This window comes from Streptomyces sp. CC53 (genome assembly GCF_001865245.1).
Lineage (GTDB): Bacteria > Actinomycetota > Actinomycetes > Streptomycetales > Streptomycetaceae > Streptomyces.
Map to the genome: position 1 here is coordinate 1 of NZ_MKXB01000048.1, position 13,122 is coordinate 13,122.

The window sequence follows — 13,122 nt, forward strand, 5'->3', positions numbered from 1 at the left end:
TGCGCGGAGCGCTCGGCGCCGCGACCGCGCACCGCCCCTGCGGCCTGACGCCCGCCCGTCGGCCTCAGGCCCGGCCGTCCCCTGTGCGCGCGGCCGCCGGTCTCGCCGTGCCGGAGCCGGCCCCTGCCACGGGCCCTGCGCGCCGTACGGGTGTGCAGGACAGACTGCTCAGTCCCACCAATCGTTGCCGGTGTGCCAGCGCCGCACCCACTCCTCGAAGCCCCAGGCATCGTCGCCAGGCACCGGGATGGCGCCTACGTCGGCGATCATCCACACCTCGCCGCGCCGGGGGCCGCTGGTCAGGAGGAGCCAGAACGATTGCCCGTCTTCGGACCCGAGAACGACGGACCCCTTGGTGAATGCGGCGTCGATCCGCGGGTCCTCGGCGTCGACGCCCTCATCGTCCTCCCAGGGCCAGGCCGCCTCCAAGGGGAACGGTTCCCCTGGCTGTCGCGAGCCGAGGTCAGGCCATGTGTCGGGCAACCGGCCGAGCGGCTGGAGACCGCCATCGCCAGCGGGTCCCAGGCCGGACCCGTTGCTGATCTCCGCGACGAAGGTCCTGTACGGCTCCGGCAGGACCACTCCGTTCTCCCGCTCCCACTCCGCGACGGCCTCAGGTCCGAGCGCCGACTCGCGCCACTCCGGCGGAAACGCGGAGCGCAGGAAGTCGAGAGTGGCTTCCGTGGGACGCTGATCATGTGTGTATGTCACGGCAGCATGCTGGCAGAAGGGGCTGACAGCCCCCGGAAGCTCCGCACCGCCCCACGTCATGAACACCGAACAGAGTCGGGACAGGTGCCGCCCGGAGCGGTGTACTTCGCTGCCCGTTCTCGTTCTCATGGACAAGGCCGGCTCCCGCCACTCGGGCAGCAGGCGGGTGGCGGGCCCGATGCCGCACGCGCGCACCGACCGCCCCGGCCGCACGGTGCCGCAGGCGGGCGCCGGGGCCCATGCCGTACGCGCGCGGAGGAGCCCCCGCCGGAATCACCGATCCGGGCGGGGGCTGCGGGGGAGGGAGGGGAAGCCGGCCGGGGTCACCGGTTCGAGGTGACGGTGACCTTCTCGTCGTTCTGGATCTGCTCCACCAGCTGCCGCACCTTCTCCTTGTCCCAGACCAGGTTCCCGCCGCGGCTGCCGGAGATCGGCATGTTCATGGACGTCCCGTCGCCGCCGTTCACGCCCTTCATCGCGAAGAACATCTCCGCCAGGTCGAAGAGCGACATGTCCTCGTCCACGACCAGCGTGTCCAGGCCCGCCCCCAGCGTCGGGTAGAGGCGGAACGGGTTGAGGATCGTGCCCGGCGTCGCCGCCTGGTCGGCGAGGGCGGCGAGGAACTTCTGCTGGTTCTTCGTCCGGGCCAGGTCCGACTCCGCGAAGGCGTACCGGGTGCGGACGAAGGCGAGGGACTGCTCGCCGTCGAGGGTCTGCCGCCCCGCCTGGAAGTCGGCGCCCGACTTCTTGTCCTTGAAGCCCTTCTCGATGTCGATCTCGACCCCGCCGAGCGCGTCGACGATGTTCGCGAAACCGGCGAAACCGATCTCCGCGTAGTGGTCGATGCGCAGGCCCGTGTTGTGCTCCACGGTCCGCACCAGCAGCTCCGGCCCGTCCTCGGCGTACGCGGCGTTCAGCTTCACCCGCCGCCCCGTGCCCTTGAACGTCCTGCCGGACTCCGACCCGACGAAGGTCGGTATCTCGACGTCCGAGTCACGCGGCAGCGAGATCATCGTGTTCCCGCTGGAGCAGGCCGCGAGGATCATCATGGAGTCGGTGCGCTTGCCCTCGGCGGCGCCGGTCTTCAGCCGCTTGCGGTCCTCGGCCGTCAGGCCCTCGCGGCTGTCCGAGCCGACGATCAGGTACGTCGTGCAGGCGCCCTCCTCGGGGCGCTCGATGACCTTGGACAGGGCCACCTCGCGGCGCATCCTGCCGTCGGCCCAGAAGTACGTGGCGACGGTGGTCACCACCAGCACCGCGGCCACCGTGATGGAACCGATCTTGATGCGCCGGCGCCAGTCCGGTGCCGGCCGCGCCCCGTCCGGCCCGGCCGGGCCGGACGGACGACCCGGCGCGCCCGGCCCGCCCTGTCCGGTGCCGTACGGTGGTAGCGGCTGCTGCTGCCCGGGGCCGCCGCCCTGCGGGCCGCGGGGGATGCCGTACACCTGTCCGGTGTTGTAGCCGCTGTCGTACGGGCCGTCGAAGCCCTGCGACTGCTGCGGCGGCACGCTCGGCCGCCGCGGCGGCGCGGCCGGAGCGGGCGGGACGGGCCCGTTCCCACGGCGGTGACGCGCGTCGCGGTCGTCGGACCATCCCTGAGGCCAGTCATTCATGCGGAACAGTGTGCCGTTCGGGCCCCCGCCCCTTACAGGCCGGGTGGCGAATCGGATCGGCCCTGTGGCGAACCTGTGGCAATCAGGCACGATGCGGGACCGTCGCACGTCCGGGCATATGGTGGAGGGCATGACAGATCAGGCCATCCTCCGGGGCAAGCCCACCTCCGCGTCCCGGACCACGCTGAGCCACATCATGACCCACAACGACACCAACCTCCTGGGCACGGTGCACGGCGGCGTGATCATGAAGCTCGTGGACGACGCGGCGGGCGCCGTCGCCGGCCGTCACTCCGGTGGCCCCGCGGTCACCGCGTCCATGGACGAGATGGTCTTCCTGGAGCCGGTCAGGGTCGGCGACCTGGTCCATGTGAAGGCCCAGGTCAACTGGACGGGCCGGTCCTCGATGGAGGTCGGCGTGCGCGTGCTGGCCGAGCGCTGGAACGAGTCGACCCCGGCCACGCAGGTCGGCTCGGCGTACCTCGTCTTCGCCGCCGTCGACGCCGACGGCAAGCCCCGGCCCGTGCCGCCGATCATCCCGGAGACGGAGCGCGACAAGCGCCGCTACCAGGAGGCGCAGATCCGCCGCACCCACCGCCTGGCCCGCCGCCGCGCCATCAAGGAGCTGCGCGACCGCCGCGCCGCCGAAGGCATCAACGACTGATCCGGCAGCTCCCGGCCCCGGTGGTGGCCGCGCAGGCCCCGGCCCGGCCGGGTGTTCCCCGCGGACCGGCTCCGGCGGGCCCGGGGCCGGCGGCCCCCGGCCGGACCCTCTACGAGGCGCGGGTGGTCCGGCGGCGGCGTGGCCGGACATCGAAGGACCGCTCTCCGCCGACCGGGCGCGGAGCCTCGTGGCCGGGGCCCGCCGGCCCCGTTCAGGGGTGCCCGGTCCGGCGCCGGCCGCCGCGGCGGCCCCGCCGCCGGCCGCGGTTCACGCGCAGGTGACCTCGTCGCCGGTCACCGCCGCGTACCCGCCCTTCGGGGCCGCCGCCACCGTCGGTTCGCCGCGGACCGGGCGGACCTCCTTGAACGCCGTGCCCGCGGTGACCCGCATCACGGGCCCCTGACCCGGGACCTCCCGCAGCTCCGCGTCCGGCAGGGCCGCGGCCAGGGTCTTCACCGAGCGGTCCCACCGCGGGTCGTACGTCACGACCGTGCGCACCACGTCCCGCTCGTCCGCGTTGTACGGGGTGCGCGTGGTGCGGAAGCCGGTGCCCCGCAGGGCCGCGTCCACCCGGGCGCCCAGGCCGTCGAGCTTCGTCCCGTTGTAGACCTGCACCCGCACCCGCTCCGGCGGCACGTCGACCAGTTTCCGCCCCGGCTCGGGCACGGACGCCGGCCGGGCGGCGGACGCCGGCCCGGACGCGGACGGGGATGGGGAGTCGGACGGGGCGGCCTCCGCGGTGACCAGCGGCCGGTCCTCGCGGATCGCGTCGAACAGCCGGCGCGCCCCCTCCGCGTCCCACTTCACCGTCGAGCCGATGCCCTTCACCGCCACCCCGCCCGGCTCCACCGGCACCGTCGTGAACTCCGACGACGAGGTGCTGAAGCCCCGCATCGCCTTCGCCAGCGCCACCATCTCCGCCGCCCCGAACCCCTCGTCCGCCCGCACCGAGCCCGCCATCGCCGCCACCACCTGCCGGAACCGCATCGGGTTCAGCAGCGCGGGGTCGCTCGACGCCCGGTCGACGAGTGCGGCGAGGAACCGCTGCTGGCGCTGTATCCGTCCCAGGTCCGACGTCCCGTCGACGTGCCGCGACCGCACGTACTGGAGCGCCTGCCCGCCGTCCAGCAGGTGCGTGCCCGCGGGCAGGTCGAGCCCCGTGTTCGCGTCCTTCAGCGGCCGGACCGTGCAGATGCGCACCCCGCCGACCGCGTCCACGGTCCGCATGAACGACGTGAAGTCGACCTCCAGGTAGTGGTCGATCTTCACCCCGGTCATGCGTTCCACGGTGCGGACCGTCAGGTTGGGCCCGCCCTCCGCGTACGCGGCGTTCAGCTTCACCGGGTGCGGCCCGTGCTGCTTGCCGGTCGTCGCGTCCGTGTGCTCCGGCAGCTCCGCGTACGAGTCGCGGGGCAGGGACACCAGGCTGGCCCGCCGCCGGTCCTGCGAGATGTGCGCCAGGATGATCGTGTCCGTGCAGCGGCAGGGTGTGCCGCCCAGCCGGTAGCGGGCCTTGTCGGCGGCGGTGACGTCGTCGCGGCCGTCGGTGCCGACGAGCAGGACGTTGACGCCGTCGCCGCCGCGGGGCCGGTTCTTCATGTCCTTGAACGCGTCGACCCGCCCGATGCCCGTGTCCAGGCTCGTCATCACCGCGTGCCCGACGCCGCTCGCCGCGAGGACCAGCACCGACAGGGCGGTCGCCGCCCGCCCTGCCCACCGCCGGGGCCTGCGCCCGGCCGGCGGCCGGCCCGCGGGCGCGTCCGCCTCCCGGCGGACGGGCGGCGGCGGACCCGGGCGTACGGGGCGGCGGCGGGGCGGTGTGGGCACGGGGGGCACCTCCGCGGGGGCGACGCGGACGACGGGGCGGACGGACGGACCGGCGGCGGTGACGCGGACGGCGACCGGCCGGCGCCGGGAGCGGCGACGGGACGGGAACGGGGCGGGCACGGGGAACGGCCGGGGCGGTGGCCGCAGCGGCCGCTGCGGCAGGACCGGACCGTACGCACAGTAGGCCCATACGATCAGCGGCCGCCCGCAGCGGCCGGGCGGCGCGCACCCGTGTCCCCCGTTCGCGGTAACGTGTCGGGCGCCCTTGCAGTCTTCCGGGGCGCCCCGGCCCCCGTACCCCCGAGGAACCATGCCCCAGCCCCCGGTCTCCGTGATCATGCCGGTCCTCAACGAGGAGCGGTACCTGCGCGACGCGGTGCGCCACATCCTGGCGCAGGAGTACGACGGCGAGATGGAGGTGGTGATCGCGCTCGGCCCGTCCGCGGACCGCACCGACGAGATCGCCGCCGAGCTGGTCCGCGAGGACCCGCGCGTCCACACCGTGCCGAACCCGACGGGCCGCACCCCCGCCGCGCTCAACGCCGCCATCAAGGCGTCCCGCCACCCGATCGTGGTACGCGTCGACGGGCACGGCATGCTGTCCCCGAACTACATCGCGACCGCCGTGCGCCTTCTGGAGGAGACCGGCGCGCACAACGTCGGCGGCATCATGCACGCCGAGGGCGAGAACGCCTGGGAGCAGGCCGTCGCCGCCGCCATGACGTCCCGGATCGGCGTGGGCAACGCCGCTTTCCACACCGGCGGCGAGGCCGGGCCCGCCGAGACCGTGTACCTGGGGGTGTTCCGCCGCGAGGCGTTGGAGCGGCAGGGCGGCTACAACGAGGAGTTCATCCGCGCCCAGGACTGGGAGCTGAACTTCCGCATCCGCGAGGCGGGCGGGCTCATCTGGTTCTCCCCGGAGCTGCGTGTCCGGTACCGGCCGCGGCCCACGGTCCGCGCGCTCGCCAAGCAGTACAAGGACTACGGCCGCTGGCGCCACGTCGTGGCCCGCTACCACCAGGGCTCCATCAACCTGCGGTACCTGGCCCCGCCGGTCGCGCTGTGCGCCATAGCCGCCGGCCTCGTCGTCGGCGCGGCCCTCACCCCGCTGGGCTTCGCCGTCCCGGGCGGCTATCTCGCGGCCATCGTCCTCGGTTCCGTCCCGGCGGGCAGGGGCCTGCCGTGGAAGGCCCGGGTGCAGATCCCCGTCGCCCTCGCCACCATGCACATGTCCTGGGGCTTCGGCTTCCTGACCAGTCCCCGCGCGCTGGCCCGCAAGGTCATCGCGAGCCGCCGCCCGGCGGTCGTGCCGGCCGAGGGCTGACCCGCCCGGCGGACACGGCACGACGAGGGGCCCGCCGCGGCGACACGCCCGCGGCGGGCCCCTCGTCGGCGCAGGCCGGGGTCAGCTGCCGCCGTCCCAGCGGTACACCTCGTAGACGTCCATGCAGTCCTTCTGGTCGCCCCGCAGGACGTCCGAGCCGTCCGGCAGGTCGCCGGCCTCCGCCTTGGGCTTCTCGTAGGCCGTGCCTTCGCGCCAGTCCGCTCCGACCACCAGGGTCACGCCCTCGGCGCCGGCGTCGGCGCGGACCGCGGAGCCGGGCAGCCCCAGGGCCTTCGCGACCGAGGCGGCGTTCGCCCGGCCCTGGTCGCCGTCCGCCTTCGGGTACTTCACCACGGTGTCCTTGCGCGGCTCGGCGCCGCGCGAGGGAGACGCCTGCGTGAAGCCCTTGCCGCGGAGCACCTCCGCCAGGGCCGTGGCCCGGCCGGGGACGGCGGCTTCCTGCTTGCCGTCGGTGCCGTTGACCACCGTGACGGCGAGCGCGCCCGGTGCCTCGGCGTCCGGTCCCTTCGGCTTCGCGGGGGCCGAGGGGGCCGCGGTGGACCCGGCGCCCACGGGGTCGCCGTTCTTGTCGAAGGCGACGTCATCGCGGAGCATCGACCAGATCGTGTCGGCCCGCTCCACCATGACGAGCTTGTTCCGGTTCCCGCTCCACTCGACCGTCGGCACCGTCACCGTCGTGAGGCGGTCCAGCTTCACGTCCCTGAGCTGCATCGCCAGATCGAACAGGCCCTGCACCGAGTCGATCTCCTCGGACACCTGGAGCGCCTTCGTGGCCGTCTCGGCCAGGCCCATGAGCCGCCCGGTGTCCGTCCAGGCGTTCTGGCCCTGGAGCTTCTCGATCATCCCGTTCATGTACATGGCCTGCGCCTTGGCCCGGCCCTGGTCGTTGCGGAACGCGTGCCGGGTGCGCAGCCACTGGAGCGCCTGCTCGCCCTTGATCTCGTGAGTGCCCGCGGGCAACTTCAGCCCCGAGCCGCCCTTCACCTGGCGGGTCGGCCGGTCCCACACGCCGGTCTTCACACAGACCGGGACGCCGCCGACCTCGTCCGCCATCGCCACGACACCGGCGAAGTCCACCATCACCCAGTAGTCGATGTAGACCCCGGTGATCGTCTCCCAGGTCGTGAGGGTGCAGCCGGGGCCGCCGCGCCCGAGCGTCTCGTTGATGGGCCGGTCGGCGACGGGGGCGTAGGCCGTGCCGTCGTCGCCCACGCACTCCGGGATGCGGACGACCGTGTCACGCGGGATGGAGACGATCGCGGCGTGCTTCCGGTCCGCCGAGACGTGCAGCAGCTTCTGCACGTCGGCGAGGGGCTGCTGGTCCCTGAGGTCCTTGCCGCCGCCGAGCGCCACGTTCTTCGGGTCGCTGCGGCTGTCGGACCCGATCAGCAGGATGTTGAGCGGGGTGTTGCCGAGCGCGTTCGGCGCGGCCTTCTTCACACCGCTGTCGCCGCCGGCCCGGTTGCCGCTGCGGATGTTGCCGTTGAGGTGTTCGATGTAGAAGTAGCCGGCCGCCGCCGTGCCGAGTATCAGCAGGGACAGGACCGAAGCCATCCAGCGGAACACCTTCCGCTTGCGGCTCTGCGCCCGGCGGCGGCCCCGCGCCCGGCCCGCCGCCCCGCCCGCCGTCCTCCTGCGGCCGCGGCCACCGGAGTCACCGGCGCCTGAGCCCGTACCCGTACCCGTACCCGTGTCCGTGCCGTCGCGGTCGTCCGGGCGGTCGGCAATCCCTGTGCCGGTCCCTCCGGATCCCTCGTCCCAGCCCGGCTCACGGGCTTCACGGGCGTGCGGAACGCCTCCCCGCGTTCCCTCCCCACGCACGCTGCTGTGTCCCACCCGCGTCTCCCCTGTATGGGCAGGCGGCGCACGTCACTTGGCGCACACCTGCTTGTCCGCCTCCACCTTCTGCACACCCTCCGGCGCCTTCGCCGGACCGGTGATCGGGACGCCCGCGGCGGTGAAGTCCTTGCCGAGGGTGAGCACCATCGGCTCGCGCTCCCCGGCGTCCGCGGTCCCCTGCTTGAGCGCCGACGCGGGAAGCCCCATCATGTCGGCCAGTCTCCGGGCCTGCTCGATCTGGTTCGGCGCGAACTCCAGCGTCGTCTTCGGGATGTCCGCCGGCGCGTTGGCCTTGTTCGTGGACAAGCGGACGCCCTGCTCGTTCTGCAGCCAGTTGATGGTCGACTGGGCGCCGCCGCGCACCCCGCTGCCGTTGTAGACGTCGACGCGGACCTGCCCCGCCTCGGCGCGCGGCCCTTCGAGGAGCGCGTTCTGCGCCTTGGCCTCGGCGTTCTTGGCGTCCTGCTCCTTCTTCTTCACCTCGGTGAGCGAGATGTCGTTCTGGAGCATGGAGAAGAGCTGCGGGGCCCGTGCCTCGTCGAGGACGACGGTCGCCTTGACCGTCTCGTTCGGGTTGTCGACGACCGGCAGCGTCACGAAGCTGATGTTCTTCGGATCGACCTTGGCGAGTTCCTGGGCGAGCTCGGTGAGCCGGTCGACGCTCCCTATGCCGGTGTCGACGGTCAGCGCCTGGGTGGCGGCGTTCGCGAGGTCCCAGAGCTTGCCCGGGTCGGTCAGGGTGTCCCCCGACTTCATCTTGCGGATCATCGCGCTCATGAACTGCTGCTGCGTCTGGATGCGGGACAGGTCGCTCTTGAGCCCGAACGCCTGCCGGGTGCGGACGAACGCCAGGGCCTGCTCGCCCTCGATGACGCTCTTGCCCGCGGGCAGTTTCAGCCCGGACTTCTTGTCGTAGACGTCCTTCTCCACACAGACCTCCACCCCGCCGACGGCGCTGGAGAGCGTCTTCACGGCGTTGAAGTCGACCATCATGAAGTGGTCGATCGGGACGCCGGTCAGCTCCCTGACCGTGGCCATGGTGCAGTCGGGGCCGCGTTCGGCCTGACCGAGGCTCTCGTTGAAGCGGGCCGACACCTGGCCGGGGACGACCCGCTTGCCCTCGTCGGCGTTGACCTCGCAGTCGGGGATCCGGGTCTTCAGGTCACGGGGGATGGACAGCGCGGTCGCGTTCGTCCGGTCCTTGGAGACGTGGAGCAGGATCGTGGTGTCGGCGTGGCCGGGGCTGTTCTTGTCGCCGTAGCCGGTGTTGCCCGCACCCGTCCGCTTGTCGGTGCCGATGACCAGGATGTTGATGGCCTGGTCCTTCTTGAAGCCGCTGCTGCCGCCCGCGTTGCCGACGTCGTACGTCGTGATGTTGTCGTCGAGGCGGCCCTTCACGTAGTAGTAGCCGGCCGCCGTGCCGACCAGGACGAAAGCGGTGACCCCGCCCGTCCACATCAGGGCCTTCTTGCCGCGGGACTTCTTCGGCTTGGGCCTGCGCCTGCCGGTCGCCCCCTGGGCGGCGGCCCTGCGGCCTCCTTCGCCCGCGGCGGGCTCGGAGGCGCGGCGCCTGCGCTGGCCGGGGACCTCGGCGGTCCTGCGGCCGGACTCACCCGGCCGGCCGGAGGCGTCGGGCGCGTCCGACGCGGCCCGCTGAGCCGGGGGGTGGGCGGCGCCGCGGGCCCGGCCGCCGGAGGGCCCGGAGGGGTCCTGGGCGGAGTCGTGGCGGGGGGCCGCTCCGGACGGGGGCCCCTGCACCGACGGGGCGGACTGCGCAGAGGAAGGATCCAGTCGCAGTTCGTAGTTGCCGGTCTGCGGGTTCAGCACCCACTGGTCGGCGGGGTCGATGTCCTCCGCCCGTCCACGGCTGTGCGCGTCCACGGTTGCTTGAGTCCTCCGTCGGTGCCACGCCAGACGCCTCCCCGTCCGGCGCTCGGCCTCTCGATCCGGCGTGTGACGTGAGTGGCCACCGCACCGGATCGCGTCACGATATCCGCCCAGTTCAACGCGGGGCGACGGCCGTGACAAATTCCACGGCCCTTACAAACGGGCAATGCGCCTCAAAAGCCCCGGATCTCTGCGTCTGTTATTCCTTCTCTCACACATTTCTCGCGCCCCCGTCGTCAGATCCCTACGGGCAGGCGCTGGTCGCGGCGTTGGTGCCGGCGTAGGTGGGCGTCCCCGACGGCCGGGGCGACGCGGCGGCGTCCGGCGAGGGGGCTGTGCCCGCCTCCCGCTCCTCGGTCGGCACCACCAGGACCGGCGCGTCCACCCGCAGCCGCTTGAACAGCCGGTCGGCATCCGGCTGCACCAACTCGTCCCGGTTCGGGTCCGCGTGATACGGCTTCCGGGGAACCGTCAGGAACTGCACCTTCTCCGAAGGTACGCTCCGCAGCCTGCGCGCCAGGTCGTAGAGGTCCTTGAGCGAGTCCAGGCCCGGGTCGGTGGTCAGCGACCGGGTGGCGGCGTCCAGCACCGGGTACAGCCGGGCCGGGTTCAGCAGCACCCCGTTGCTCTGCATCTTGTTGACCAGCGCCCCGAGGAACCGCTGCTGACGGCTCATGCGCTCGGTGTCGCTGCCGCCGCCCAGGGTCTTGCGGGCCCGCACGTACCCGAGGGCCTCCTCGCCATGCAGGGTCTGCGGCCCGGCGTCCAGGGTGAGGCGGGCGTCCGGGTCGTCGATCGGCTCCTCCACGCAGATCCGCACGCCGCCGACCGCGTCCACCATGTCCTTGAAGCCCCGGAAGTCGATCACCATGTGGTGGTCGACGCGGATGCCCGTGAGGTTCTCGACGGTGCGGACCGTGCAGGCCGTCCCCCCGATCTGGAACGCCGCGTTGAACGACGTGAACCGCGGGTCCGTCGCCTTCCCGCCGCGCGTGCGGCACTCCGGTACGTCCACCATCAGGTCCCGTGGGACGGACACCGCCGTGACGCTCTTCTGGCGGGTCGACAGGTGCAGCAGGATCGTGGTGTCCGACCGCTGCGTCCCCGCGTCCCTGCCGTACGCGGCGTTGCCGTCGCCCGATCGGGTGTCGGAGCCGATGACCAGGATGTTCGTGCCGCCGCGCGGCACGGGTGACGGCCGCTCCCGCTCGTACCGCTTCAGCTCCGCGACGGCCGCGTCGTCCGTGGTGATGTTCCGGTCCAGCTTCCGGTAGACCCACCACCCCGCCCCGGCCGCGGCGAGCACGACCAGCGCGAGCCCCACGGCCCCCCAGCGCAGCCACCGCCGGGCGTGCGGGTGGCGCCCGCCCGCCGCCTCCCCGTCGGGCGGCGCGGTGTCCGGTCCGGGGGAGTCGGAGGCGCCGGAGGGGTCCGTCACGTCAGAGTCCGTCCTTCGGGGCGTCGGCGGCGCCCGAAGCGGCCGCACCCCGGTCTGCACCCGGTGAGACGGCCGCCCCGGCGCGTGGTCGTGTCCACAGTGGTACGTGATGCGCACCGGGCGCGGGGGCGACACACGGGCACGGCGTACGGGACCTCCGTGCGAGAGCTTCGTACGAGACCCCCGTGCGAGGTGCGCACCGACGATCATCCACCGGGAGGCCGGCCGACCGGGCGGGACGCGGCGCCCGGTCCGCCGTACGGGGGGTCAGGCCGCGTCGGCGCGGTCGGTGACCCGCTCGCTCTCCAGCCGCTGCGCCAGGGCCTCGGCGGGCAGCCGGTCGAGGTGGCGGCACAGGACGACGGAGCCGCCCGCCGCGAGCGGCGCGTACAGCCCCGCCGACACGCCCTCCCAGGAGTCCCAGGCCAGGCCCGACAGCAGCCGCGACCCGTCCCTCAGCCCCCGTCGCGCGGCGTCCTCGCGGGCCCGCGCCACCAGCTCCGCGCCGCTCAGCTCCGTGTCGGCACCGGGCACGGCGAGGGCCGGGGCGTCCGGATCAACCGGGACGTACGGGACGAACCGGTCGCCCTGGCCGGGGACTTCCACGGCGTAGTCGTCGTACCCGTCGGGCGGCCCCGGCAGGAAGCGCCGCCCCAGCGGGGCCAGGGACAGCGCCAGGCGGCTCCCGGAGCAGGCCCGCCCCTCGTCGAGCCGGTCCGGCCCCGCCACCACGTGGTCGGCCGCCGCCGGATCGCCGTCCAGGTCGGCGACCACACCCGTGGAGGCGCAGGCGAGCAGCCACACCGCGGTCTGCCAGTGCGCGGGCAGCAGCAGGGCCACCCGCTCCCCGGGCTCGGCGGACAGTCCGTCCTGGAGCAGGTTCGCCGTCTTGGCCACCCAGTTGGCGAAGGTGGCCACGGACAGTTCGACGCGCTCACCGGTGGCGTCGTCGTAGTAGGTGACGAGGGGGCGGGCGGGGTCCGCGGCGAGCGCGGATCGCAGCAGGTCGGCGGGGGTGCGGTCGCTGGCGTTCATCCGGGCAGGGTACGTCCCCGCGCCGCTCGGGCGAGGGCCGAGCGGGTGACGCGCTACTCCGTACGGACCGATAGGCCGTCAGGAAACGGGCGAGCGGGGTCTGTCCGACATGCCCACTATCACGTTATGCGTTCGCTTCTTGTGTCTTCGATCGGCGTGGCGGCCGCAGCGGCCCTCGCCGTTCCGCTGTCGCTCACCCTGTCCGACGCCTCCGGCCGGTCCCCGGCGGCCCCCCACGCCGGTGCCCGCGGTGCCGCCGGTGCCGCCGCGGGCCCGGGAGCCACCCGGTCCCTTCCCCGGGTGCCGCTCGGCGCCGACCGGCGGGCGGCCGGTGACGGCACGTCCGAACGGGGGCTGCCCCGCCGGGACGTGGAGCCGTTCTCCCTGCTGGGCGTGGTGTGGGAGGACGCGCGCGCCGAACTCCCCGGCACGGTCCAGGTGCGCACCCGGGCCGCGGGGACCGGCACGTGGTCGCCCTGGCGGCAGCTGGAGACCCACTACCGCGAGCACGGCGCCGACCCGGGCACGGCGGAGGCCGCCGCGGGCAGGCCGCGCGGCGCCACCGCCCCCCTGTGGGTGGGCGCCGCGGACGGCGTCGAGGTCCGGGTGCGGCCGGCCGGCGGGGCCTCGGCGCGGGACCTGCCGCGCGGCCTGCGCGTCGACCTCGTCGACCCGGGCGCTGCTCCGGAACCCGCGGCGGCCGGTGCGGGCGCTTCCGGTACCGCGACTTCCAGCGCGGGCGCTTCCGGTACGGGATCTGCCG

9 protein-coding genes and 1 pseudogene are annotated in these 13,122 nt (G+C 73.8%); 3 read left to right on the forward strand and 7 right to left on the reverse strand.

Going from position 1 to position 13,122, the window contains the following annotated elements:
• Positions 1-168 precede the first annotated feature (168 nt).
• Both BJP40_RS04345 and BJP40_RS04350 read right to left on the reverse strand, forming a co-directional pair.
• A complete protein-coding gene (locus tag BJP40_RS04345; protein WP_071278723.1) occupies positions 169-711 on the reverse strand; it encodes an SMI1/KNR4 family protein in 543 nt (180 codons plus the stop codon).
• Positions 712-1,034: 323 nt separating this feature from the next.
• Positions 1,035-2,324 carry an LCP family protein gene (locus BJP40_RS04350; protein ID WP_079170909.1) on the reverse strand — a complete coding sequence of 430 codons (1,290 nt, stop codon included), beginning with the start codon at positions 2,322-2,324 and terminating at the stop codon, positions 1,035-1,037.
• Positions 2,325-2,454: 130 nt separating this feature from the next.
• On the opposite strand from BJP40_RS04350, the gene BJP40_RS04355 reads away from it, so the two are divergent.
• Positions 2,455-2,988 (forward strand): acyl-CoA thioesterase, encoded by a 534-nt coding sequence (locus BJP40_RS04355; RefSeq protein ID WP_107416699.1) that lies wholly within the window; start codon positions 2,455-2,457, stop codon positions 2,986-2,988.
• A gap of 267 nt (positions 2,989-3,255) precedes the next feature.
• On the opposite strand, the gene BJP40_RS04360 is transcribed toward BJP40_RS04355, so the two are convergent.
• Positions 3,256-4,815, reverse strand: coding sequence for an LCP family protein (locus BJP40_RS04360; protein WP_371258597.1), 1,560 nt, complete (start codon positions 4,813-4,815; stop codon positions 3,256-3,258).
• 310 nt (positions 4,816-5,125) lie between these two features.
• Here BJP40_RS04360 and BJP40_RS04365 point away from each other — a divergent pair, with 310 nt between their 5' ends.
• Entirely contained in the window at positions 5,126-6,139 is a 1,014-nt protein-coding gene (locus tag BJP40_RS04365) for a glycosyltransferase family 2 protein (RefSeq protein WP_071278713.1), read from the forward strand.
• 81 nt (positions 6,140-6,220) lie between these two features.
• On the opposite strand, the gene BJP40_RS04370 is transcribed toward BJP40_RS04365, so the two are convergent.
• From BJP40_RS04370 to BJP40_RS04385, 4 genes are all read right to left on the reverse strand, one after another.
• Positions 6,221-7,714 (reverse strand): LCP family protein, encoded by a 1,494-nt coding sequence (locus BJP40_RS04370; RefSeq protein WP_079170910.1) that lies wholly within the window; start codon positions 7,712-7,714, stop codon positions 6,221-6,223.
• Positions 7,715-8,029: 315 nt separating this feature from the next.
• A complete protein-coding gene (locus BJP40_RS04375; protein ID WP_071278717.1) occupies positions 8,030-9,880 on the reverse strand; it encodes an LCP family protein in 1,851 nt (616 codons plus the stop codon).
• A 250-nt stretch (positions 9,881-10,130) separates the two neighbouring features.
• Positions 10,131-11,324 carry an LCP family protein gene (locus BJP40_RS04380; protein ID WP_071278719.1) on the reverse strand — a complete coding sequence of 398 codons (1,194 nt, stop codon included), beginning with the start codon at positions 11,322-11,324 and terminating at the stop codon, positions 10,131-10,133.
• A gap of 267 nt (positions 11,325-11,591) precedes the next feature.
• A complete protein-coding gene (locus BJP40_RS04385; RefSeq protein WP_071278721.1) occupies positions 11,592-12,359 on the reverse strand; it encodes a TIGR03089 family protein in 768 nt (255 codons plus the stop codon).
• 126 nt (positions 12,360-12,485) lie between these two features.
• Here BJP40_RS04385 and BJP40_RS04390 point away from each other — a divergent pair.
• Positions 12,486-13,122, forward strand: a pseudogene (locus BJP40_RS04390) (N-acetylmuramoyl-L-alanine amidase); the annotation flags it as partial.

What these genes read in the sequence shown, in the direction of transcription:
- BJP40_RS04355 (WP_107416699.1), top strand. Translation starts at nt 2,455, where the DNA reads ATGACAGATCAGGCCATCCTCCGGGGCAAGCCCACCTCCGCGTCCCGG.
- BJP40_RS04385 (WP_071278721.1), bottom strand. Translation starts at nt 12,359, where the DNA reads ATGAACGCCAGCGACCGCACCCCCGCCGACCTGCTGCGATCCGCGCTC.
- BJP40_RS04350 (WP_079170909.1), bottom strand. Translation starts at nt 2,324, where the DNA reads ATGAATGACTGGCCTCAGGGATGGTCCGACGACCGCGACGCGCGTCAC.
- BJP40_RS04370 (WP_079170910.1), bottom strand. Translation starts at nt 7,714, where the DNA reads ATGGCTTCGGTCCTGTCCCTGCTGATACTCGGCACGGCGGCGGCCGGC.
- BJP40_RS04365 (WP_071278713.1), top strand. Translation starts at nt 5,126, where the DNA reads ATGCCCCAGCCCCCGGTCTCCGTGATCATGCCGGTCCTCAACGAGGAG.